Annotated in this window: 24 protein-coding genes; 10 read left to right on the plus strand and 14 right to left on the minus strand. The window is 49.3% G+C overall.

Going from position 1 to position 24,024, the window contains the following annotated elements; all coding sequences use genetic code 11:
- The first annotated feature begins 2 nt into the window (after positions 1 to 2).
- Entirely contained in the window at positions 3 to 1,076 is a 1,074-nt protein-coding gene (gene prfA / locus LGS26_RS09355) for a peptide chain release factor 1 (protein ID WP_237888602.1), read from the plus strand.
- The gene (gene prmC / locus LGS26_RS09360) at positions 1,073 to 1,936 is read left to right on the plus strand and encodes a peptide chain release factor N(5)-glutamine methyltransferase (RefSeq protein ID WP_237888603.1); all 864 of its coding nucleotides are present in this window, start codon (positions 1,073 to 1,075) and stop codon (positions 1,934 to 1,936) included. The genes prfA and prmC overlap by 4 nt, the downstream gene beginning before the upstream one ends.
- Before the next feature lie 97 nt (positions 1,937 to 2,033).
- Here the strand turns inward: prmC and LGS26_RS09365 are convergent, their stop codons facing one another.
- Both LGS26_RS09365 and rpsU read right to left on the minus strand, forming a co-directional pair.
- Positions 2,034 to 2,540: an FKBP-type peptidyl-prolyl cis-trans isomerase gene (locus LGS26_RS09365; RefSeq protein WP_237888604.1), complete on the minus strand. Its 507-nt coding sequence runs from the start codon at positions 2,538 to 2,540 to the stop codon at positions 2,034 to 2,036.
- 159 nt (positions 2,541 to 2,699) lie between these two features.
- Positions 2,700 to 2,888, minus strand: a complete 189-nt coding sequence (gene rpsU, locus LGS26_RS09370; RefSeq protein WP_237889938.1) for a 30S ribosomal protein S21 — start codon at positions 2,886 to 2,888, stop codon at positions 2,700 to 2,702.
- A 168-nt stretch (positions 2,889 to 3,056) separates the two neighbouring features.
- On the opposite strand from rpsU, the gene LGS26_RS09375 reads away from it, so the two are divergent.
- From LGS26_RS09375 to LGS26_RS09405, 8 genes are all read left to right on the plus strand, one after another.
- On the plus strand, positions 3,057 to 4,529 hold the full coding sequence (locus LGS26_RS09375) for a cobyric acid synthase (protein WP_237888605.1): 1,473 nt from the start codon (positions 3,057 to 3,059) through the stop codon (positions 4,527 to 4,529).
- On the plus strand, positions 4,526 to 5,515 hold the full coding sequence (cbiB, locus tag LGS26_RS09380) for an adenosylcobinamide-phosphate synthase CbiB (RefSeq protein WP_237888606.1): 990 nt from the start codon (positions 4,526 to 4,528) through the stop codon (positions 5,513 to 5,515). Before LGS26_RS09375 ends, cbiB begins: the two co-directional genes overlap by 4 nt.
- Before the next feature lie 37 nt (positions 5,516 to 5,552).
- Positions 5,553 to 6,041 carry a C-GCAxxG-C-C family protein gene (locus LGS26_RS09385; protein ID WP_237888607.1) on the plus strand — a complete coding sequence of 163 codons (489 nt, stop codon included), beginning with the start codon at positions 5,553 to 5,555 and terminating at the stop codon, positions 6,039 to 6,041.
- On the plus strand, positions 6,020 to 7,834 hold the full coding sequence (locus LGS26_RS09390) for a KUP/HAK/KT family potassium transporter (RefSeq protein ID WP_237888608.1): 1,815 nt from the start codon (positions 6,020 to 6,022) through the stop codon (positions 7,832 to 7,834). The genes LGS26_RS09385 and LGS26_RS09390 overlap by 22 nt, the downstream gene beginning before the upstream one ends.
- A 6-nt stretch (positions 7,835 to 7,840) precedes the next feature.
- Complete coding sequence (locus LGS26_RS09690; RefSeq protein WP_269137053.1) at positions 7,841 to 7,966, plus strand: hypothetical protein; 126 nt, start codon at positions 7,841 to 7,843, stop codon at positions 7,964 to 7,966.
- 116 nt (positions 7,967 to 8,082) lie between these two features.
- The gene (locus LGS26_RS09395; RefSeq protein WP_237888609.1) at positions 8,083 to 9,525 is read left to right on the plus strand and encodes a DEAD/DEAH box helicase; all 1,443 of its coding nucleotides are present in this window, start codon (positions 8,083 to 8,085) and stop codon (positions 9,523 to 9,525) included.
- A gap of 5 nt (positions 9,526 to 9,530) precedes the next feature.
- Positions 9,531 to 10,940, plus strand: a complete 1,410-nt coding sequence (gene der, locus LGS26_RS09400) for a ribosome biogenesis GTPase Der (protein WP_237888610.1) — start codon at positions 9,531 to 9,533, stop codon at positions 10,938 to 10,940.
- Positions 10,941 to 10,952: 12 nt separating this feature from the next.
- Positions 10,953 to 11,444, plus strand: a complete 492-nt coding sequence (locus LGS26_RS09405; RefSeq protein ID WP_237888611.1) for a thioredoxin family protein — start codon at positions 10,953 to 10,955, stop codon at positions 11,442 to 11,444.
- Here the strand turns inward: LGS26_RS09405 and LGS26_RS09410 are convergent.
- The 12 genes from LGS26_RS09410 to LGS26_RS09465 all read right to left on the minus strand — a co-directional run bounded on the left by LGS26_RS09410 (position 11,389) and on the right by LGS26_RS09465 (position 24,015).
- The gene (locus LGS26_RS09410) at positions 11,389 to 12,525 is read right to left on the minus strand and encodes an ABC transporter ATP-binding protein (RefSeq protein WP_237888612.1); all 1,137 of its coding nucleotides are present in this window, start codon (positions 12,523 to 12,525) and stop codon (positions 11,389 to 11,391) included. The two genes, LGS26_RS09405 and LGS26_RS09410, sit on opposite strands and share 56 nt — an antisense overlap.
- Positions 12,518 to 13,294 carry a molybdate ABC transporter permease subunit gene (locus tag LGS26_RS09415; RefSeq protein WP_237888613.1) on the minus strand — a complete coding sequence of 259 codons (777 nt, stop codon included), beginning with the start codon at positions 13,292 to 13,294 and terminating at the stop codon, positions 12,518 to 12,520. The genes LGS26_RS09410 and LGS26_RS09415 overlap by 8 nt, the downstream gene beginning before the upstream one ends.
- Positions 13,295 to 14,149, minus strand: coding sequence for a molybdate ABC transporter substrate-binding protein (gene modA, locus LGS26_RS09420; RefSeq protein ID WP_237888614.1), 855 nt, complete (start codon positions 14,147 to 14,149; stop codon positions 13,295 to 13,297).
- 203 nt (positions 14,150 to 14,352) lie between these two features.
- Positions 14,353 to 15,102, minus strand: a complete 750-nt coding sequence (locus LGS26_RS09425; RefSeq protein WP_237888615.1) for a Rossmann-like domain-containing protein — start codon at positions 15,100 to 15,102, stop codon at positions 14,353 to 14,355.
- A complete protein-coding gene (gene modA / locus LGS26_RS09430) occupies positions 15,087 to 15,953 on the minus strand; it encodes a molybdate ABC transporter substrate-binding protein (RefSeq protein WP_237888616.1) in 867 nt (288 codons plus the stop codon). Before modA (LGS26_RS09430) ends, LGS26_RS09425 begins: the two co-directional genes overlap by 16 nt.
- 122 nt (positions 15,954 to 16,075) lie before the next feature.
- Positions 16,076 to 17,401, minus strand: coding sequence for a radical SAM protein (locus LGS26_RS09435; RefSeq protein WP_407932015.1), 1,326 nt, complete (start codon positions 17,399 to 17,401; stop codon positions 16,076 to 16,078).
- An 18-nt stretch (positions 17,402 to 17,419) separates the two neighbouring features.
- A complete protein-coding gene (locus LGS26_RS09440; RefSeq protein WP_237888617.1) occupies positions 17,420 to 18,784 on the minus strand; it encodes a nitrogenase component 1 in 1,365 nt (454 codons plus the stop codon).
- Positions 18,781 to 20,178 (minus strand): nitrogenase iron-molybdenum cofactor biosynthesis protein NifE, encoded by a 1,398-nt coding sequence (nifE, locus tag LGS26_RS09445; protein ID WP_237888618.1) that lies wholly within the window; start codon positions 20,176 to 20,178, stop codon positions 18,781 to 18,783. Before nifE ends, LGS26_RS09440 begins: the two co-directional genes overlap by 4 nt.
- Before the next feature lie 87 nt (positions 20,179 to 20,265).
- Entirely contained in the window at positions 20,266 to 21,639 is a 1,374-nt protein-coding gene (gene nifK, locus LGS26_RS09450) for a nitrogenase molybdenum-iron protein subunit beta (protein WP_237888619.1), read from the minus strand.
- Positions 21,640 to 21,654: 15 nt separating this feature from the next.
- Entirely contained in the window at positions 21,655 to 23,277 is a 1,623-nt protein-coding gene (gene nifD, locus LGS26_RS09455; RefSeq protein ID WP_237888620.1) for a nitrogenase molybdenum-iron protein alpha chain, read from the minus strand.
- Positions 23,278 to 23,288: 11 nt separating this feature from the next.
- On the minus strand, positions 23,289 to 23,687 hold the full coding sequence (locus LGS26_RS09460) for a P-II family nitrogen regulator (RefSeq protein ID WP_237888621.1): 399 nt from the start codon (positions 23,685 to 23,687) through the stop codon (positions 23,289 to 23,291).
- A gap of 1 nt (position 23,688) precedes the next feature.
- A complete protein-coding gene (locus tag LGS26_RS09465) occupies positions 23,689 to 24,015 on the minus strand; it encodes a P-II family nitrogen regulator (RefSeq protein ID WP_237888622.1) in 327 nt (108 codons plus the stop codon).
- Positions 24,016 to 24,024: the final 9 nt, after the last annotated feature.

A 24,024-nucleotide genomic window follows, 5' to 3' on the forward strand; every position in this document is an offset into this window, starting at 1 on the left:
TAATGCTATCTAAACTCCAGGAGTTAGAAGAAAAATTCCTTTCCCTTGAGTCGGAGATGAGCGACCCTAAAGTTGCTCAAGACCGTGAAAGATACAGAAAACTCGCCAAGGAACACGCCGACATAAGCGAAATAATGCGGGTATACAACGACTACAAGGACCTCCTGAGGCAGATAAGCGACAATAAAGCCCTTGCCGCCAATGACCCTGATCCCGCGATAAGAGAGATGGCCAAGGTGGAGCTAACCGAGCTCGAAGAAAAGGCCGCAAAGATACTCCATAAAATAACGCTCATGCTCCTCCCAAAAGATACAAACGATGAGAAGAACATCATCCTTGAAATAAGGGCGGGGACCGGCGGCGACGAGGCGGCACTATTCGCCGCCGATCTCTTTCGCATGTACAGCCGTTACGCCGAGAGAAAAAGGTGGAGGGTAGAGATCTTGAGCTCCAACGAAACAGGGATAGGCGGTTTCAAAGAGATCATCGCCCTTATATCCGGCGACAGGGTCTATAGTAGGCTTAAATACGAAAGTGGGATACATCGCGTCCAGCGTGTGCCTGAAACCGAGTCCCAGGGGCGCATCCATACATCGGCAGTAACAGTAGCGGTGATGCCTGAAGCCGATGAAGTGGATGTCGATATAGACCCTTCAGAGATAAAAGTGGATGTATACAGGGCCTCCGGCGCAGGAGGGCAGCACGTAAACAAGACAGAGTCTGCGGTCCGGCTTACTCATATCCCTACAGGGATCGTTGTACAGTGCCAAGATGAACGCTCGCAGCACAAAAACAAGGCAAAGGCCATGAAAATCCTATATGCCCGCATCCTTGAAATGAAAAAGGCGGCACAACAGGCACAACTGACCGAAGAACGCCGTAACCTGGTAGGCACAGGCGATAGGAGCGGGCGCATACGCACATACAACTTTCCACAAGGCAGGGTGACAGACCACAGGATCGGATTAACCCTTTATCGACTCGAAAGCTTTATGGATGGCGATATAGACGAGATGATCGAGGCCCTTGGCACCCACTATCAAACACAGGCCCTGGCAGGGTCAAGGGAGACATGAATGTAGCCGATGCGCTAAAAAAGGCGACATCTCGACTTTGCCGCATCCCTGACATCGAGCATCCACGGATGGAGGCAGAGGCGCTCCTTGCCTCCATCCTTCAAAAAGATAGATTATGGCTCTATCTAAACCATCTGAAGGAGCTTCCACTCGATCTCGTCGAAAGATATGAAGAGGTGACAATGCGGAGGCTCAATGGCGAACCCCTTGCTTATATCACTGGCAGAAAGGAGTTTTGGTCTCTTTATTTTGAAGTGACCAGAGACACATTGATCCCTCGGCCCGAGACCGAACTGATCATAGAAACCGCCCTTTCTATACTCACAAGCGATTCAAACCGCCCGATGCGCATCTTGGACCTCGGCTCAGGGAGTGGCGTCCTGGCCATAAGCCTCCTCTATGAGCTGCCCTGCATCACAGCTATTGCGACTGATATCTCATATGGTGCCCTCCTGGTGGCGAGGCGAAATGCCGAAAGGAACGGCGTGGCCTCCAGGATCAGCTTTATTCAGGCCGACTGGCTCAGTGCATTCAAAGAAAACAGCCCTTATTTTGACATGATCGTTTCAAATCCGCCCTATGTGGCCCTTAACGTAAAGGATGCTCTGCCGAGAGACATAACGGCATACGAGCCACATACCGCCCTCTTCAGCGGTATGGACGGTCTCAAGGATATATCAAGGCTTATAACGGGCTGTCCCAATGTCTTGAAGACTGGCGGGTGGCTTCTCTGCGAAATCGGATGGAATCAAGAAGAGGCTGTCATCAGAATGGTCGAGGAATCCAACCGTTACATGAATATAAAGATGCTGCGCGATTACAGCGGCAATGCAAGGGTCCTCGCGGCCATGAAATCATGACAGAAATCTCAAGTCCGCCACCCCCCCCCCCTCAAGGCCTTAACCCGTCAAGACGTCGGCGACTTTTCAAGGGCAGCGGACTTGAAAAAATACGGCGTCAGCAACAGCCGCAAGACGAAGGAGACCTGCTGCCCGAACCGCAACTGCTGCCGCACCCGCATCCACATGAAGATGCGTCAGCGATGTCTATAACCTGGACCTTGAAATTCAATGTCTTGCCAGCCAGCGGCGGATTCATGTCTATCGTTATCGATTCTTCGGTAACCTCTGTAATGCTTGCCGGCATCTTTGTGCCGTCTTCCATCTGTATCCCTATGGTCATGCCAACCTCGGGTTTGAACTGACTGCCCACTATGGAGCGTGGAATGCTCCGGACAAGCTCTTCATCTCTGTAACCGTAAGCCATATCTGGATCAAGACTAAAGGTCTTTTCAGCGCCGACCTCCATACCTATTATTGCATCGTTGAATCCCTGGATGATCTGGCCCGATCCAACCTGAAACTGGAGCGGCTCCCCGCCGATACTGGTATCGAACACCTCGCCGTTATCAAGCGTACCCGTATAATGCACGGTTACTATATCACCATTCACCACTGTCCTCATAAGCTGTCTCCTTTTTATATTTTACCGCCGGCGCGGCAATAATCCACTAAGTATTAATTTGCTTCAATCTGTGTGGACGGGTTGGAGGGAGCTAACTATGGCCTGGGGCCAAGACTGGCAAAACACCTTGACCCCTACTAATTTATCCATCAAATGACATCAATATTGCCTACGGCGAGCCTTGCGGCGCCTTCTTTCGGCGTCTTGCATCTTACGTCGCCTTTTTACGCTTGGTTTTTCATAAAAACGACGATTTTTAAGTTCCCTTTGAATCCCGTCAAGCTGCATCTTTTTTTTAAGGGTTCTAAGGGCCTTCTCCAGATTATCGTCCTGGACGTCCACCACAATCGCCAAAGGAATCCCCCCTTCCTTGTTCTAGAATTATCTTTGAATATAGCTTCTAAACAAACCGGATGTCAATGAATAACTTGCAGCAATGCAAAATAAATAAAATGTTGCATGCATTTCCATTTGGTCATAAATTCTCGAACCATGTCGATCGATTCAAAATCAATCATGTTTCAAGGTACCGGCTCCGGTGTTGGGAAGAGCATCGTGGTCGCAGCATGTTGTCGGGTCCTGCGGCAAATGGGCATAAAGGTGGCACCGTTTAAGGCACAGAATATGGCCTTAAACTCGTTTGTAACACCAGATGGACTGGAGATGGGCAGGGCCCAGGTCTTTCAGGCAGAGGCCTGCGGACTCCAACCCGACGTCAGGATGAACCCGATACTTTTGAAACCACAAGGAGACACCCGCTCCCAGGTGATCCTCATGGGGAAGGTGGCCTATAACCTCTCTGCGCGTTCATTTTACGAACAAAGAGACAGACATCTCGCCGTTGCAAAAGATGCATACCGATCCCTGGCAAGGGAATATGATGTAATTGTAATAGAAGGGGCTGGAAGCCCTGCTGAGATAAATCTCCAGGCGACGGACATAGTCAATATGGAGACGGCCTCCTATGCCAACTCACCGGTCATAATCATAGGCGACATAGACAGAGGCGGGGTCTTCGCCTGGCTCAAAGGCACCTATGATCTGGTACCGGACAGACACAGGGCGAGGATAGTAGGTTTTCTTATCAATAAATTTCGAGGCGACGCATCGATCCTCACCCCTGGCCTCATCCAGTTCAGGCACATCGTTCCGCTGCAATTTTTCGGCGTACTCCCATGGTTTGACAATATAACCGTGGATCAAGAAGACGGGGTCTATGTCCATGCGACAGCACCTGAACGCGATGCCCAGGTCAAACTCGCAGTCATCCATCTGCCGCGGATCAGCAACTTCACAGACTTTGCCCCGCTTGCATTTGAAGAAGATGTCTCGGTCTCGTTCGTCCGTCGCCCTTACGAAATTAAAGAGTGCGACTGCATTATCATACCGGGTACCAAGACCACGCGAGCAGACCTGGACTTTCTCAAGATATCCGGTTGGGACACGGCAATAAAGCGGTTTCTGGGGAAAGGCGTCTTTATCCTCGGCATCTGCGGCGGCTATCAGATGCTCGGCAAGGAAATCGCCGATCCGCACGGCATTGAAGGGCAGCCCGGGACATCGAAAGGCCTTGGTCTTTTGCCAATCGTAACTGAATTCGCGGCTGAAAAACAACTCAGGCATACCAGCATCATGCTGGATTCACCGCCGATCTTTACCAGGCCAATCAAGGCCGCTGGTTATGAGATACACATGGGGCACACGAGGGCGACCGGGACGTTCAGCCCCCTCGGGCCGGATATCGAGGCCGACATCGGAGCGATCGATACAAACAAGTCGGTAATGGGTCTTTATCTGCACGGTTTTTTCGAAAACGACCTCGTCAGAAGGGTATTTTTGGACTATTTAAGGGACAAAAAAGGCCTACCTACCATCGGAAAGGTATCTTCATATGGTGAATTCAGGAAGACCCAGCTCGACCGCCTGGCAGACTGGTTCAGGGATAATTCGGACATCCCTGCACTCCTTTCTCTCATCGGCTTAAAATGACGCCATCTTTATTCATCTTGACAAAAGAAGGCTGGTGGATACTGGCCCTGGCCTTACTCCTTGATCTTGCAGCAGGGGATCCAGAGTCCCTTCCTCATCCTATACGGCTGATAGGGAAGGCGATATCCAGGCTCGAGCCATATTTTAGATCCATCCCCGTGCAAGAACAGGCCCAGGGCGCTGTATTTGCTATATTCATCACGACGATTACCGGGTTTTCCGTATATGCCGCCCTTCGAGGATTGGCCCATATCTTGTTTGCAGCCTATTGGGCGACGTCTATAGCCTTCATCTACTATGCCGTCTCCCTGAAATGTCTAGCCGATGAGGCGTTGGCCGTAAAGGCAACGCTGGAAAGAGACGGTCTCGAGGCGGCAAGGATACGGGTCTCAAGAATAGTCGGCAGGGATACAGCCAGGCTCGACGAAACAGGCGTTGTTATGGCCGTCATCGAAACAGTGGCGGAAAACATGGTGGACGGGGTGATCTCGCCCTTTTTTTATGCTGCCATCGGGGGACCGGTCCTTGCCATGTGCTACAAGGCGGTAAATACACTCGACTCCATGATCGGCTATAAGGATGCACGATATCTGAGATTCGGGACATGGGGCGCTAAAATGGACGATGGAGCGAATTATATACCGGCAAGGCTCTCCGTACCGATAGTTGCAATAGCAGCTGTCATACAAGGGCATAGACAACCGATTGACATCTTCATGGCAGCGGTGAAGGATGGCGCAGGCCATGACGGCCCCAATTCAGGCCTTCCAGAGGCCGCGTTCGCCGCAGCCCTCGATGTGCGCCTTTCCGGACCGGCATGGTATAAAGACAGGTATATTGACAGGCCATTTTTGAACCCGTCAGGCAGGGACCCATGCACAGACGACATAGACAAGGCGGTAAGACTCCTATACCAGGCATCGGCTGTATTTTTCGGCTTGCTTTTTGAAACGTCTTTATTTATAAGGTTATTTTTGGCTGTCTGAAGACAGGGCGGTTAAGAATCTAAGGAGAATACACGTCATGGCAACGCCTGAAGATACGGCGGAAAGGGCAAGAGAGCTCTTTGATTCAGGTTTTCACTGCAGCCAAGCGGTCTTTGCAGCTGTTGCGGAGGCGCTTGGCATTACGCCGCCGAAAGAGGTGATCGCGGCCCTCTCCCCATTCGGCGGCGGTATCGGGTGCAGCGGCGGGCTATGCGGCGCACTGCCGGGTGCCATGGCGGTCATAGGACTTGTCATGGGAAAGACGGTGCCAGGACATAAAGATCACAAGGACATGTGGCGTCTGGGTCACAAAATGGCCGAAGAGTTCAAAGAACTCACAGCCGCATACGGAGGGCAGGATTGCTGCAATATAGCAAGGGTCGACTGGAAAGAGAGGGAGCAGGTAAAGTCTTTCAAAAAAGACCCTGACGGTCGCCGGAAGGAATGCGTCTGGGTGATAGGCGAAACTGCAAGGCGTTTACAAATAGCACTTGAGGGGATCGGATGGCCGAGGAAGATTCTTTGATAAAAGGCATAATAAAATCCTTCGGCCTTGTCTTCGGCGACATCGGCACAAGCCCGATCTATACCATTGCAACAATATTTTTAATCACAAAACCTACCCAAGAAAACATAATGGGCGTCCTATCCCTGATCGTTTGGACGCTGATCATACTCGTAACCATAGAATACGCCTGGCTTGCCATGAGCCTCGGGAAAAAAGGCGAGGGTGGCACCATCGTATTGAAAGAGATACTCGTTCCCCTGCTCAGGTCGAGGAGAAATGCCGTACTCGTCACATACCTTTCATTTATAGGCATATCCCTTCTTATGGGGGACGGCGTAATCACCCCTGCGATAAGTATCCTCAGCGCCGTGGAAGGCCTTTTGCTGGTCCCGCAGTTTTCAAATACGCCGCAGTGGGTGCTCATACTTGTAGCGGGCGTCATAGCTGTCACATTGTTTTTATTCCAGAAAAAGGGGACAGAAAAGGTGGCTGTCGCCTTTGGCCCCTTGATGGTCCTGTGGTTTTTAGCCCTCGCAATCTCAGGCATAGTCTCAATAATCCATGCTCCATCGGTTTTAAAGGCCCTGAGCCCGCACTATGCCATTAAATTCCTTATGGAACACGGCGTGGCTGGTTTTTTCGTGCTCTCAGAGGTTATACTCTGCGCAACAGGCGGAGAGGCCCTGTATGCGGACATGGGGCATCTGGGCCGCATGCCCATCATCAGGGCCTGGTATATCGTATTCGCAGCCCTGTTGCTCAATTATCTTGGGCAAGGGGCGTTCGTCATACGGCATCCTGAGGTCAAAAATGTGCTGTTCGGCATGGTCTATCGACAGGCCCAGGCGCTCTACATCCCGTTTCTGATACTTAGCATTGCGGCAACGGTCATCGCCTCACAGGCGATGATAAGCGGCATGTTTTCTATAATCTATCAAGGCATAACTACGCGTGTCATGCCCCTTCTAAAGGTTGAATACACATCGACCAGACTGAGGTCGCAGATATACATAGGCTCGGTCAATTGGTTTCTGCTCTTCTCCGTACTATTTATCATGTATGAATTCAGGGAATCCAATCGTCTCGCCGCCGCATACGGCCTGGCAGTTACGGGCACGATGACCCTGACGGGTATTATGCTGACGTGGATATTTTATTTAAAAAATAATATGGCAAAGACGGCACTGTCGTCATTTGTAACCCTTGTCGATCTGACCTTTCTCTTGTCTAACTTATACAAGATCCCGCATGGCGGCTATTGGTCGATCATCATAGCCGCCTTCCCGCTCAGCACAATCCTTGTATATACATCGGGACAGAAAAAACTTTACAGGACGCTCAAACCCTTGGAAAGGGACATCTTTCTCAAGGGTTACAATGAACTGTATAAAAATACAAATAAGATAAAAGGGACGGCCCTTTTCTTCGCAAAGGTTACAGATAAATTCCCTCCATATATCGTCCATACGATGTTCATCAACAATATTGTCTATGAAGATAATATCATAGTGTCTATTGTAAAATGTGACACTCCATTCGGGGTGATGGGATATTTCAAAGATAAACTCGCGGATGGCCTACGGATATTCGAGATTCAACTCGGCTACATGGAGGTCATAGATGTGGAAGATCTGTTAAAAGAGGCCGGCATAGATGAAAAGGTCATATTTTATGGCATTGAAGACATAATCACATCAAATTTTATATGGAAGTTGTTTGCCATCATAAAAAAACTTACCCCGACATTTGTTCAATTCTATAAGCTTCCACCGAATAAAATGCACGGGGTGATCACCCAGGTTGAGATGTAAAACCATATGGAATCACCCCCCATCATCCTCCACCTGCGCCTCACCGCTTCGGCCAACGGCGGCCTTCTCGGCGGCAAGGCAGGCCCTGTCAAATGGTCATGTAGTCGATCATGCAAAGGCCTTGGGTGGTGATATTTTATACCGATTGGTTTATAATTTGAAAAATTCTTGGCGTCATCCGGAAGGTCATCTCTGAGGTTCTTCCTGTGTCTGCAAGATTTTTGACAATGCAAACAAAAGGAGAACTTATGGATCATTTTGAACAACTCGGGCTTTCGGAAAACATGCTGGACGTGATGCGCAAAAAGGGCTTTGGGACGCCAACCCCCATACAACAAAAGGTCATCCCCTTCCTGCTCAATGAAAGACGTGATGTCTTGGCGCAGGCGCAGACCGGCACCGGCAAAACGGCCGCCTTCGGCATCCCTATCATCGAACAAATAGAGGCCCGCCCCAGGCACGTAAAGGCCCTGGTACTTGTGCCAACAAGGGAGCTTGCCATACAGGCCGCGGAAGAACTAAATAGTCTCAAGGGTGCCAAAAAACTCAAGATCGCCCCCATCTACGGCGGTCAAGCTATAGGGCTGCAGCTGAAACACCTGCAGGAGGGCGTCGATATAGTCGTAGGCACGCCAGGCCGCACTATAGACCATCTGAGACGCGGTTCGCTCAGATTGGACAAGATATCCTTTCTGGTATTCGATGAAGCGGACGAGATGTTGGACATGGGATTCATCGACGAAATTAATGAAATCATGGAGTTTGTGCCGGCCGAGAAACAGACGATGCTCTTTTCTGCAACCATGCCGAGACCTGTAGTTTCGATTGCAAGGCGCTACATGAACGAATATGAGACCATTTCCGACAACCAGAGACAACAGACTGCGACCCTTACAGACCAGATATACTTCAAGGTCAGTGAGCAAGATAAATTCGAGGCCTTGTGCCGAATCTTAGACATGGAACCAGACTTCTACGGCCTGATCTTTTGCCGGACACGCACCGATACAGAGAACGTCGCATCCAGGCTCATCTCAAGGGGCTATAAAGCTGCGATCATACACGGTGAAATCAACCAGGGCCAGCGTGAAAAGACGATGCGCGGCTTTCGGCAACGACAGACGAACATACTAGTCGCCACTGATGTGGCCGCACGCGGCATTGATGTCAACGATCTCTCCCATGTAATAAACTATGCGCTGCCGCAAGATCCTGAATCTTATATACATCGTATAGGACGCACGGGTCGTGCAGGCAAGAGGGGCGCAGCCATCACCTTTGTTGCGCCGAGGGAGTTGCGCCTGTTAGATTTGATACGCAAGGTCTCCGGCGCCCCGATCCGCAAAGGGAGCGTCCCAAAAATCGACGACATCATAAAATCTAGAAGAAACCGCCTTAAAAACGAGATAAAAACGACTATGCAGTCCAAGGATCTTGGGACTTTCAAAATCATGGCCGCAGAACTTCTAAAAGACGCCGACCCTGTCGAGGTCCTCGCCGCCTGCCTAAATATCTCGTTCGGAAACAAACTCGATACCTGCGGCTACAATGAGATACAAGAGGTGGATCCTATAGACATCAAAGACCATACAAGGATATTTATGGCCAAAGGGCACAGGCCCCCCAGAAAAAAAGCTGCCCGATGGCATCAAGGATCGAGAGCAGGAAAAGGACCTGACCGTCTGAAATGAGCAAAATGCCGAAAATAGCCCTGATAGGGCGCCCGAATGTCGGGAAATCAACACTCTTCAACCGGCTTACAAGATCAAAAAGTGCCCTTGTGGCCCCTATGCCTGGCCTTACAAGGGACCGCCACTACGGGCGCTTCACCGCCGCCTGCGGCATGACGATGGAGGTCATCGATACTGGCGGACTTGCGTTTCCATCCGGCCGGGACAGCGAGATGGAAACGCTGGTTTTGAAACAAGGCTTAAAGGCAATTGACGAGGCTGACATCATCCTGTTTATACTGGACGCCAAGGAGGGATTGACCGGCAGCGACAAAGATATAGCAGAGATGTTGAGGGTCAGCCAAAAGCCCGTCATAATTGCAGTCAACAAAATGGATGACCCTGCGCAGGAAGCGGCTCTTGGAGAATTTTATGAATTGGGCATGGCTGAGATAAACCCTATCTCCGCCGAACACGGATGGAATATATCAGAGCTTACGGATAAACTTGCAAAGTCGGCCATGTCACTCGGATTCGGCAAGCCGGAGGAACGGCTTGGATCATACGCAGAACTCACCACATGGACCGAATCGAACCCTGTGGCCGAATCAAGACCTCAGGCACACATAGATGCACCGATAAAAGTAGCCATCATAGGTAGGCCGAATGTCGGAAAATCCTCCCTCCTGAACCGCCTCCTTGGAGAGCCGCGTATGATAGTCAGTAATTTGGCCGGCACAACCAGAGATGCCATAGACACCTTGCTCAAGAGAAACGGGGACAGAGACATCCTGTTTACCGACACGGCGGGGATAAGGCGCAAGGCCAAGATAGACGACAAGATAGAAAAATTCAGTGTCATAAAGGCGATCGAGGCCTTAAAGACCTGCGACACGGCCGTTGTAGTCCTGGACGCAACAGAAGGCATAACTGACCAGGACAAAAGGCTCATAGGCTATATAGAGGAATACAAACGAGCGGTTGTGACAGTATTCAACAAATGGGACCTGATCCAGGGCGATAAATTATTGGTACGTCTAAGAACGGAGGAACTTGAATCTGCCAAACGGTTTATCTCTTATGCACCGCATGTCAACCTCTCGGCCCTGACGGGTAGAAATGTAAATAAACTCCTTGCAGTCATCGACAGCGTCTATAAAGAATTTACAGCCTCGGTAGGCACAGGGAAGGCAAATCAAGCACTGCAAAAGGCCATGGCATTAAAGACCCCGCCGATTATTAAGGGGCATTTCCTAAAACTCTATTATACGACACAGGTGGCAACCGCGCCGCCTACATTTCTAGTCTTTGCCAACTATCCCGAGCTCATACCTAATTACTATCTGCGTTTTATGCTGAACCAGTTCAGAAAGCAGCTGGGGTTGATCCATACCCCAATCCATTTTATCTTTAAAGAAAGAGAACGCCGCAAATAAAGAAAATATGGTATGGCGACGGGCAAAATTATAAATATAGGCGGTGTAAATATAGGGATTGTAGGACTTGATGAGGCCATCTCACAAATAAGGGCATCCGATCCGACTGGCCGCAAGACCTCTGACGAGGCCGCTATTGAGGTGCTCCATATTATCGAGAAGAAAAACTACATACCTCTGTCTGCAAGGGACGCCTATATCGAGGCCATTAAAAAGTTATGGAACGGGACCATCGATGGAAATGAGTCTGGCCTATCCATCCGCATCCTGGGGCCTGGATGTGTAAGCTGCAATAGGCTTGAAGAGATCGTGAGGTCGGCCCTCGATCAGAAAGACATAGCCGCTGACATCGAACATATAAAAGACCTGGACGAGATCTGGAGATATGGGGTTATAAGCACCCCTGCCCTTGTTATAAACGGGCAAGTTTTATGTTCAGGCCGTCTCCCTACAAAGGCAAAGGTTGAGGAATGGCTGCGTGAGGCGCTCTTGCGGTCAATGTAAATATCTTTTCCGCCCTTAAGGCTACAACGGCCTTTGCACCCTTTGTAATGTCCATTTTCCGCATGGCGTAATCAGGAATATCTATCTCGATAACCCTGTCTGACCCATCCGGCACAAACAGGAGAGTGTTAGACCGACCCCTCGAAAATATCTCATAAACAACCCCTTCGAGGAGATTGTCATTATCCCGTCTATTAAGATCAGGTCTGATGAGCATTACATTCTCCGGCATTATCCCGATAATAAAGGGGAGTCCTTGCAAGATGGAGGTGGTGCCTGAATGTCTCCAGGCCGGGACGATGAGGTCGGTGTTGAGTTCATTACATCTCACCTCAGCCCATTTCCCTCGCATTCTTATAACTTCCGCTGAAAAAAGGTTCTTAATCCCGAAGAATCCTGCAACATCTATGTCTATGGGATGTCCGTATACCTCACCCCTTGGGCCAGCCTGGCGAATCATACCGTCTATCATAACAGCTATCTCATCCCCCATGAAGAAGGCCTCGTCCATATCGTGAGTAACCATGACTATGGCAAGACCAAACCTCACCTTAATATCGGCAATCAGGAACCAGAGGTCTTTTTTCATGGCCTCATGGAGGGCAGATAAGGGCTCGTCGAGCAACAGATACCTGCTTCCTGTGGCAAGGGCCCGAACAAGCGCCACTCGCTGACGCTCACCGCCGCTTAAGTGGTCTACCATCCTCTTAAGCAAATGGGTTATGCCCAAGGTCTCCGCCAATTCCAGGACGAAATCGCGCCGGCGCTCATTCAACCTTTTTTGATGCTTAAGGCCATAAAAGATGTTGCCTTCAACGGTCAGGTGTGGGAAAAGGGCGAGGTCTTGAGGCAGATAGGCTATACCACGCCTTTCAATAGGCAGGTCATCGATTCGTCTGCCTTCCAATCGAATTACTCCCGAATCAGGCCTTCGTATACCAATAATGGCCTCAAGAAGCGTGGTCTTGCCGCAACCGGTAGGCCCTACAAGCACATTGCAGCTGCCTGGCTGGATCTTTAGACTCACATCTTTTACAGAAAACATGCCTGTATTGATGGTAAGTCTTTCGAGTTCAAGCATGCCTTCGTGCCTTTATTAAAAATCTGGCGACATACAGCACAAAGAAACCAACAGAGACTAAGATCAGGATGAGCACAACTGCGCCCTCGATATCGGCGCTTGCAAGCCGCATAAATATGGCGACAGGCAGGGTCTCTGTCCTCATGGCCATCGAGCCCGCCACCATAATGGTTGCGCCGAACTCTCCCAAGGCCTTTGCCCAGGTAAGGATGATGGACGCCAGGATCCCGCGTCTGGCAAGGGGCAGAGTGACGCTGAAGAATGCTGAGAGAGGGGATGCGCCGAGGGTCCTGGCAACATCTTCATATCGTCGCGGGATCTCGTCAAGAGCGGCCTTTAAAAGCCTGGTTGCAACACCCAGAGTAGTAACAAACTGGGCAAGCACTATGCCTGCAAAGGCAAAGACGAACTGAAAGGTATTTTTCTGCACGAACCCGCCCAATGGGGTGTTGAAAAAGATCAGAAGCAAGGCGCCAAGGGCTGCTGGCGAGACGACCATTGGAAACTCAAGGGTGGTGTCGAGGATGTCCTTGCCCTTGAAATCAAATCTGCTCAAGGCATAGGCTGACGGTACCGCAAGACACACGGAAAGCGCTGTCGCGATGGTTGCGCAAAGAAGGCTCAACCTTATGGAAAAAAGCGTCCTTCCAGACAAAATGGTCTCCACAAAGAGACGGCCGCTCAGAAAGTAGCACATCGACAGGACAAGACCTGCATAGACTGAAAATGTCGAAAAGGCACAGAAGATGCTAAGTCTTTTCAAATTCATCTATCTGCTAATCCATTCCTGGCCGACTTGCGGAACGCCGCCTACCGGCTTTTTGGCCCCTAAAAAGGCATATGTCTCCTTAAGAGAAGTGAGATACCCATACTTTTTAAACACCTCCTGTCCCTTGCCCGATAAGACAAACCCGATGAATTTCTCTGCCCCCTGGGGATCTTTTGAAGATGTAGTGACACCTATCTGACCGTTTCCGATGCGAATGACCTCATTTGGTTTTAATTTTACGATATCCACCCTGTTAGGGGCCCACCCCTTGAGAAAATCAAATCCCAGCACCGCATCCACCTGATCCATCAGTAGATAGCTCAAGAGTTTCGAGATGTCATCTACATAGGTCTGCACCTTTTTCCTCAAGGCATCAACTTTATCAGGGGGGAGGTTTCTATCGAAAATCTCCGCGGCAAGCCGTCCTATATATACCATCTCTGGATTCGCCATGGCAAACCTGACGTCAGGCCTGAGGAGGTCCTCGATGCTGTGTATGCCTTTGGGATTTCCTTTTTTGACAACCATGACGGGAACGGCATAGACGAAACTCCTTACACTCTCCTTTTTCACAAGCCCATTTTGAACCGCCTGCTCCATGACATCAGGTGACGGGACGACAAAGACGTCACCCTGTCTGCCAAGGCTCAGCTGGGTCAGTATAGCCGTCACGCCCCCATAATTGGCGCTCACTTTTGCCTTATCGTAGCTTTGTATGAGATCATCCAAGGGTTTCTTAAAGGCGGCGCCGCTAAAGACCATAAGTTCTTCAGCGCATGCAATGGATAATACATTCAGTATGATAAAAGGCAGCATCACCAGATAGATCAAGATCTTCGAACTTATTCTTTTCATTATCTTCCCTCTCAATATTGATGATCTCGTAAAAAGTCATTAATGGCTAAGCAAAAATGCGCGCAGATCCTGAGGAATGCGGCATACTTATACGCCGCAGTGACGAAAAAGATGCAGCGCAACGCGGTTGGCGACCTTTTGCGACGCCGCAATATTAGCTTCCTTTTAGTATTGCTTTTAGTATTGAAAGTTGTGCGGTGGATTCAATATGCACATGGGCAATACCTTTCATATCCACAAATCTTTGCTATTCCAGCTATAGATACACCATAAAATATAACTGGTTTATCTTTGATAAATTTCTCAATTGTAGCATTTACGCATGTTGACCCTGTTGCAATAATAATATCAGCCCATGATACTATCTCATCTGTCTTGTCAGGTCCATTTATTATCACCCCATATTTTTCCTTATTGATATTATCTTCATCAAGATCAATGACTTTTAGTTCAAATGACCCTGATAGACTATTTATCATTGCGGGTTGAAATCCTATAAATGCTATTTTGGGCTTTCCAAAGCGTTTCTGAATATAATGAGGCAACATGGTCGCACACCTTTCAGGATCGCTATTCCTGCAATGGATTGTCTTTTCAATGCTACCAAGATGCCTCATAACGGCATTTAAGCTGGATATCAGACATGCCCTTTCAAAATCGTTGGATAGAGAAAGTTTGATGATATCTTCTATTGTCCCTTGGTAATCGCCAGGCATACTGGTGTATGCCTGGCCCTTCTTATCCAGAAATCTAGCCTCAATCATCACCTCTTTCCCCTTCAGAAGCGGAAAATCCATTCTTTCCGGCTCACCGATAGCCTCTTTCGGTGTTAAGGTTTTTGCAGTAATTGTAATATGTTCTTTAAAAAGATCATGCTTTTCGACTAAATACCCAAGCTCTTGTTTTAAACGGCTATAGAATCCCATAGCTTTATCTTTTATTTCTTCAACCACTCCTGCGGCACCACATAGTCCCCGCCGACGGGTTTCTTCTCGCCAATATAGGCAAAGGCCTCATCAGGGGTCATGAGGTAGTGATATTTTCTGAATATCGCCTTTCCTTCGTCAGACAAGATGAAATCTATAAACTTCTGGGCAAGGGCCTTGTTTTTGGTGAATTTAGATATAGCTATTGGGATATAACCTACACGGACGATTTCTTCTTTTTTAAGCCGGACATTCTCTATTCTTTCCGGATCCCAGTAATGGAAAACCCGCCAACCGATCACCGCGTCCGCCATCTTAAGTGATACGGCGGTGGCAGTCTTGTCGCAACTCTCAGTATAGTTGATGAGGTTCTTTCTGAACGCCTCCTTTTCTTGGGGAGTAAAGTTTTTTTCAATTATTTCAACGGCATAGGCGCCCACACATACATCCTCAGGATTTGCGATGGCGACCTTGAGCCCACGCCTTGTAAGGTCCTTCAAACTATGGATCCCTTTGGGATTGCCTTTCTGCACGTTTATGGCAGGGACGAGATAGACCACTATCTTTTCCGTCTCAGGCAACACCATCCCTTTCCTCTTCGCGAGCTCCATGTAGTCAGATGAGCCAGGAAAATAGATATCCCCCTCCTTTGCAAGGATCATCTGGGAAAGGACAGTCCCTGAACCACCGAAGCTGATATCCACCTTAACGCCGGTTTTCTTTTCAAAGGCCTTTGCAGCCTCCTCAAGCGGCGGCTTTGAGGCTGCACCAGCAAAGACCATAAGCCTCTCAGCCGAAAAGGCATCCCTGGGAAGACATGACATGGCCAAAAACCCTACAACAAGCACAGTCATAACTACTTTTTTAAATATCTTCATATAGTTCCTCCTTTCGCTATACATAGTTTAATATAACGTGCGTTATATAACATATAAGATAAAGCATTGTCAATCTTTAATTGATCCACCCTAAAAAACAGAATCGCTACGAGACAACCGACCTAAAAGATAGGCAAGCTGGACAAATCATCACAACCAAGACCCGCACCTTTACAACCGCCGCACCCGCCCTTCCTTCTCACCTTGAGAAAGGAGATATCATCGCCCATGAATACGGATTTAAGCCCCATCTCTATAAAACCGTTCAGCTCAAAGACCTCAATGCCTTCCCCTGAAAGAATATTTCGGGGGTTTTCACCGATACCGCCCACGAGTATCGCCCTGCAGTCCCTGAGCATCTCTGAAAGGGCCTCCCATCTTTTAGGCCCGCCACCAGGGAGAGGTGTCCTGCGCTCTTCAACCAGGTAGAAACCATCTTTGCCCCTGCCCCATATCTGAAGCCTCTCCGCCTCACCAAGGTGCTGGTTGACCAGCATCCCCTCAAGTGTCGCCACCGCGACAAACGGCCGTTCATTGCCGGCAAGGGGTTTTGGAAGACTGGCACATGCGGAGAGACATCCATGCATCTCAGTTGAGCGGTCTTCACCCAGAAGCCCTATGGCGTCAGCACGGCATCTGGTACAGTGTCTCATCTGGGCGATATGTTCCCCTGCCCTGTCCTGCAAGATTCTGATCTCCTTCTTGTCTGGCTCCCTGATGTTTTCAAAGGCGGTGCCGGCATTGGGATACATGGGCATACAGTTCAGCACATCAGCGCCCATCTCTGCCATTTTCTTTGCAATATCAATTATATGGCCACCATTGATTTCAGGATCATAATTTATTCCTGGGATAACGATCGTATTTATCTTGAGCGTGATACCCCTGGCCTTGAGCTTCGAGACGGCGTCAAGCTGTCTTTGAAGGAGCAGTCCGGCTGCCTCCCTGCCGCGGTAAACCACCTTCCCGTCCCTAACCCAGGCATAGATATTCTGGCTCACGTCAGGGTCAACGGCATTTATGGTGACAGTGATATGAGAGACGCCCAGGGAGGCGAGGTCATCCACATAAGGAGATACGCCAAGGCCGTTTGTGGCAAGACATAGGATGATCTCAGGGAATCTCTCCTTGATAAGCCTGATGGTCTCTATGGTTTCATCAGGGCTTGCAAACGGGTCTCCCGGCCCTGCTATACCTGCAACTGTTATGCGCGGTTCCTTCTCAATGACCCTTTCCATATAGGCAAGCGCCTGATAAGGTGAGAGTATGGCGCTTGTGACACCAGGCCTGCTCTCATTTACGCAGTCATATTTTCGATTGCAGTAATTACAAAGTATGTTGCATTTTGGCGCTACAGGAAGATGCACCCTGCCACAGCTTCCCTTTACACTTGCATTAAAACATGGATGTCTTGATCTATCAGGTGTTATATTTATCATATTTTTCATAATTTTACCCCTTTCATTCTACATATAGCTATAGCCTACGGATGAATCATCCTGTTTCTTCTCTATTATTGCATTCACTATTGTATCAAGCAGATTCTGCGCGCCTCTGTAGCCTATATGGACAATGCGCTGCCCACCTATACGGTCATGGATTGGAAAGCCTACCCTTATAAGCGGTATGCCCAACTTTCTTGCCAGAGGATAGCCCTTGCTGTGACCGACCATGATATCCGGTTGCATTGACTCGACATCAATAGCTATATCATAGAAGTCGGCATCGTCTCTGACATCAGGATCATCAGTAAGGATGCCTTCTGTCACCTCTTTTATGGACTCCTGGAATGCGCCGCCTTTGCTACCCGATGCGCACAGTACGGGCTGAATGCCGATTTCAGTAAGAAAAGAGGTAAGGCCTGTCACGAGGTCTTCTTCACCATAGACAACGGCCCGTTTGCCAAAGACATATTTGTGGCAATCCACAAAGGAATCGATGAGTCTCGCACGTTCCATCATGTATTTTTGAGGGGCAGGGATACCCGATATCTCCTCAAGCGCCGTAAAGAAGGCGTCTGTCTCCCTGAGCCCTATGGGTGTCCCTATCCGGCGGTTAACCACCCCGAATCTTGACTTAAGAAACTCACCGGCAGTCACCATTGTCTTCAGGTTCCGGCCGAACTCTATGCTGCCCAATGCCCTGCCCATCTCTTTTATCGCCGAGACAGGGGTGCCGCCCTGGGGTATCCTCTCATACTCACGCATGGCCGGCCCATCGAGGGTATCTGAATAATCAGGAAGGATCGTGCACTCCAGACTGAAATCAGAGACGATCTCATAGAGATGACGTATATCAGCCGGAGATACAAAACCAGGGAAGAGATTTATGAAATCAAGCGGCTCGCCGCCCTCCGCAAGCTGTTCGACAACGGCCTTCACAGCCTCATGAAAACCTTCCATATGGGTTCCTGAATAGCTGGGTGTCGAGACATTCACCAGAAAAGGCGCCGGATCGCCCTGCTGCGCTATCCCGCTTCTGTATTCCCTGAGTATCATTGGGACATCATCGCCTATGGTCTCTGTAAGGCATGTAGTGGCGACGCCTATCATGCTGGGGCTGAATTTCCGGCATACATTTTTCAGCCCCTTCTTGAGATTGGCTGCGCCTCCGAATACCGCATGTTTTTCCCCCAGAGATGATGATGCAATATCCATAGGTTCATTGAAATGACTTATGATGTATCTTCTCATATAGGTTGCGCATCCTTGAGAACCATGCAGAAAAGGCACTGCGCCTTCTATGCCCTTGAATGCCAGACACGCACCCAGGGGTTTACAGAGCTTACAGGCATTGGTGGTTGAGACATATTTATTTTCCTGTTTTTTCATGATACGCACCTCAGGATTTTCTCTTTATGGCTTGAGAGTCCATCAAGCATCCCCTGGCTGTTTTTAGGCACAAAACGCCAGACAGGACTCATGACAGAGGAATAGACCTCTTTTGCAAAATTGAGCATGCCCACAAAGCCTTCAAGCGCCTCTTTTCTCTCGTGATTGTGGTCACAGAAGCCGACACCTAATTTATATGCTATGGGCCGTTCCTTGACGCCGCCCACAAAGATATCGACCTCCTTTTCCTGCAGAAACGCCGACAGCTCCAGCGGGTTTGAGTCATCCACTATAATTGTCCCGTCGTCGGTTATCGCCTCAAGCTCCCTGTAGTCTTCCTGTGTGCCGGTCTGTGAACCTACCATCACCACCTTCATGCCAAGGTGTCTGAAGGCCTTAACCAGCGAAAACGCCTTGAATGCGCCGCCGACATATATGGCGGCCTTTTTGCCGCTCAATGCCTTGCGGTATCTCTGAAGCTCAGGATAGAGGGCTGAAAGCTCCTCCCTCACAAGCTGCTGTGTCCTTTCCATGATAGATGGCTCCTTGAAGAAGCGGGCTATGCCGTAGAGCGCCTCAGCCATGTCCTCGATCCCGAAATAGGATACCCTCATGACCGGGGTGCCATATTTTTCCTTCATCATGACCGCAAGGTCCATCGTAGCCCCTGAGCACTGCACGAGATTGAGCGCCGCGCCATGGGCGCGCCTTATGTCATCCACCCTGCCGTCGCCTGTGATATTGGCCACGACCTGGACACCCATGCGCTTAAAGTAATCGCGTATGATCCATAGTTCCCCGGCCAGGTTGAAGTCTCCGAGTATATTTACGCTGTATGGAGAGATGCCCTCGGTGCTGCCCTCACCCACCAGCCTGAACAAGGCCCTGCAGGCCGCATTGTAACCCGCTCGCTTGTTGCCCTTGAAACCCTCTGACTGGACAGGGATCACGGGGATATTTTTTTCTTCGCTCACCCTTCGGCATATTGCCTCAAGGTCATCCCCGATGATACCAACGATGCATGTTGAATATACAAACGCCGCCTTGGGGGCATGGCGATCTATGAGTTCGACAAGCGCGCTGTAGAGTTTTTTCTCGCCGCCGAATATGACATCCTTCTCCTGAAGATCGGTGGAAAAGCTCAGGCGGTGGAGCTCAGGGCCTGATGAAAGGGCGCCTCTGATATCCCATGTATAGACCGCGCATCCCACAGGACCATGTACGAGGTGGAGCGCATCGGCTATGGGATAAAGGACGACCCTCGAACCGCAGAATACGCACGCCCTCTGGCTTACCGCCCCTGCGAGGCTTTCCTTTTCACATTCAAGATCAAAGGGCCTGCTCCCCTTGAGATATACCTGTTTTTCCCTTTCTTTGAATATTGCAGAGGCCATCCGTTTCCTCCTGTCTGGTTTGACATAAGCCTGCGGGCAACCCACAAGCAGCATTAATATTTTAGATGCCGCCCTCCACAGGCATTCCTACATGATAAGTTCGAAATTTTCTTCAGCGGCATCCCTGTCTTTGCGGTCAAGGAGGACGCCAAGTATCTTTTCCATCAGGTGCATGGCGCCTCTATAGCCCACGACAGGGAAGTAGCTGTGCCCTACTCTATCCAGTATCGGGAAACCGAAACGGACAAACGGTACGTCCTCCGCCCTGGCAATGTGCTTGCCATAGGTGTTGCCCATAAGAAGATCGACCGGCTCGGCCTTTATCCACTGATGGAGTTCAAACAGGTCTCCAGCGGCCTTTACCCTTGCATCCGGCGCAACATCTTTCAATATCTCTCTTATGCGCTGCTCAAACCTCTTGCCAGGGGTCCCTGTCAAGATATGGATTGGGATCATATCCATGCTTACCAGAAATTCGGTCATGGATATCACATGATCCGGGTCACCAAAGACCGCCACCTTTTTCCCATAGAAGTACTGCTGGTTATCTGTCATCATGTCAACCAGGCGTCCCCTGTCATCCAATATCCTTTCGGATGGCTCCTTGCCAGTAATATCCATCAGAGACTGCATGAAGCGGTCGGTGGCGGCGATGCCTATGGGCAGATCGATCAGGTCATACGGCACATCGGCCTTGACCATGAGGGCCTGGGCGGCGGCCTCGGATGCAAAGGACCCCATCGCTATGGTCTTCTTGCTTGAGCCTGTTGATTTAAGCGCCTCCACGGTCACGCCACCCTTTGGATAAAACCTGTGGCTGCCTGTCTGGGGGGCGTCCAGCACATCAGAGGTATCAGGAAATACGACGGCCTTTACGCCCATCTCATTCAAGAGCATCTTTATGTGACGCATGTCAGATGGCTCCACAAATCCTGGTATGACATTTATCTGCCCTTTCTTTTGTTTAGCAGGCTCTGCAAAATAGTTCACCATGGACCGTGTCATGTTCGAGAAGCCTGTTACATGAGAGCCTACATAGCTTGGCGTATTGGTGTGTATGACAAAACTGCCTTCAGGTATAAGTCCGTCATCCTTTGCCTTGGCTATCAGGGTGGAAAGATCGTCACCTATGGTCTCGGAAAGGCATGTTGTATGCACAGCCACAACCCTGGGCTTATATATCTGAAAGATATTCTTTATGGCCTGCCGCAGATTGGCGCCGCCTCCAAAGACAGCGGTTCCTTCTGTAAATGAACTGGTCGCAGCCATCACAGGTTCCTTGTAGTGTCTCGTAAGATGACTGCGATGATATGCACAGCAACCCTGGCTTCCGTGACTGTGCGGCAGGCATTCATGTATGCCAAGGGCTGCATAAAGGGCCCCTATGGGCTGACACGTCTTGGCTGGATTGATCGTGAGTGCGCTGCGTTCTGCTATTCCTGGTGGTGTCATGTCTAACATGGCTTTCTCCTTCTTCTATGCCGCAAATTCGGCATTTATTATAGGTGTGCCTTTCCATGGGGGAGTTATATATGACCAGACACGGCTGTTGACCCTCATGTCAATATCTTTTGCGAAGTTGACAGCGCCGCGATAGCCTGCAAAAGGCCCTCCGTAGTCATAATTGTGCAACTGCTTGGATGGTATGCCCCATTTTTCAATAAGATACTTGTCTTTTATACCGGAGCAGATGATATCCGGTTTATATATCTCTATAATTTTCTCAAGCTCATGGTGACTTATGTCATCAATGACAAGAGAGCCGCTTTCCATCTCGCCTATCATCCCTTCATAGTATGAAAGGAATTTCTCCTTTTTAAGCTGTTCATATCTTTCAGGTGATATCCTCAGCCTGAAACGCGCCGGATCTGGCTCCACATACAGTTGCTCGATATTGCGACTGTCTGCATCTACCTTGATGTCAGAGATGACATCCCTTCCTTCGTAATCATCCCTGTGGGCGAACTCATAACCGGCTGCAATCACCTTCATCCCAAGATCTTTAAAAATATCCTGATAGTGATGCGCCCTTGATCCGCCCACGAAAATGGCGGCCGTCCTGCCATTGAGACGTTCACGGTATGGCGCTATGGCGTTTTCAGCCTCCACCTCCTCCTCTGTTATTATCTTCTCTATTCTCTCTGACAGGTTTGGGTCATCGAAGAATCTTGCTATCTTCCTTAGACTCTTTGACATGGACTTGATACCTATAAAATTTATTTTTATCCATGGTATGCCAAACTTGGTCTCCATCATCTCTGCCATGTAGTTAATCGAACGGTGGCACTGTATGATATTCAGCTTTGCAGTATGAGACTTGGCGATCTCATCATAGGAACCATCGCCGCTGAATTTGGAGATGACCTTGATGCCTGCCTTGTTAAATATTCGCTCTATCTCCCACGCATCACCTCCTATATTGTATTCGCCAAGGATATTTACTGTAAAACCCTCTTCCTCAGTGTCATCCATGCCAACTACATTCTTGAAAAGACCATTGTTTGCAAGATGATGACCGGCAGACTGGCTTACTCCCTTATAGCCTTCGCAAGAGAAACCAAATATATTTATTCCAAGCTTTTCTGACATCTCCTTTGACACTTTTACCACATCATCTCCGATTAGACCTACTGGACATGTTGCGTGGACAGATATGGCCTTTGGCTTGAATATATTATATGCCTCTTCTATTGCTGCCTTCAGCTTCTTTTCTCCGCCAAATACTATATTGTCTTCCTGTATATCAGTAGAAAAACAGTACTGTAGATAGTTCTTGCCGTCGCTTCTTGCTCTGCCCTGATTTCGCCTGGTCAGCCAGGCATAATATGAACATCCGATCGGGCCATGCACTATGTGAATCATATCCACTATTGGGCCTATAACCACACCCTTGCAGCCTGCATAGCAGCAGCCGCGCTGAGTGATTATCCCGGGAATGGTGCGCACATTGGCGTCAATCTTCTGTTTTTCCAGGCTATTGACACCTATCATGTGCTGAAGCCGTTTTCTGGCAACCTTTGTCGGATATGCCTTGGATATATCTTCAATAAATTCTTTTGTATCGCTTGCCCTTGTCTTATCATCCGTTTCATCATACATTTTATTATCTCCTATATGCCCTTCATTTCGTCTATTGCGCTCTCACCACTCTCCCCTGTACGTACCCTTACTACGTCCAGCATGGGCATCACAAATATCTTCCCATCACCTGGACTACCAGTCTGATTTATCTCTGTTATTATTTTGACAACACTTGAGACCATTTGATCAGGGACTACCATACTTATCATGCGTTTTGGCATACAAGCAGGTCCCTTAGCTATAAGCGGAAGCATTTCATCAGATTCAACAGAACCTGTATATATTGCCTCAACAAGCTCCTTGTCGAGGGTTCGCTTCCCGCGCCCCATGACCATGGCAGCAGTAAAGCTTGGGATGCCTGCGCCAACAAGGGCCTGTTTAGTGACATTCATCCTGTTTGGCCTTATTATCGCCAGGACCTCTTTCATGCTATGCCTCCTTTTTACCGGAGCTGATTGTATATACATCATCCACAGGACTCACGAATATCTTGCCGTCCCCGTATGCCCCTTTTTCGCTGGTCCTTGCGCTTTCCATGATTGCCTTGACTACGAGGTCCTTTTCTTCATCAGGGACGACTGTCATAAGCATTGTCTTAGGCAGCTCATCATATGTGATATTGCCGACCTTCAGCCCGCGTTGTTTCCCGCGGCCAAAGACCTCTATTTTTGTAACGGCTGGATATCCGCCCTCAAGCAGGGCCGCCTTAACTGCATCACACTTTTCAGGACGTACTATTGCCCGTATCATTATCATCTTGTTTTC

It is taken from the genome of Dissulfurimicrobium hydrothermale (assembly GCF_022026155.1).
Classification (GTDB): Bacteria; Desulfobacterota; Dissulfuribacteria; order Dissulfuribacterales; family Sh68; genus Dissulfurimicrobium; species Dissulfurimicrobium hydrothermale.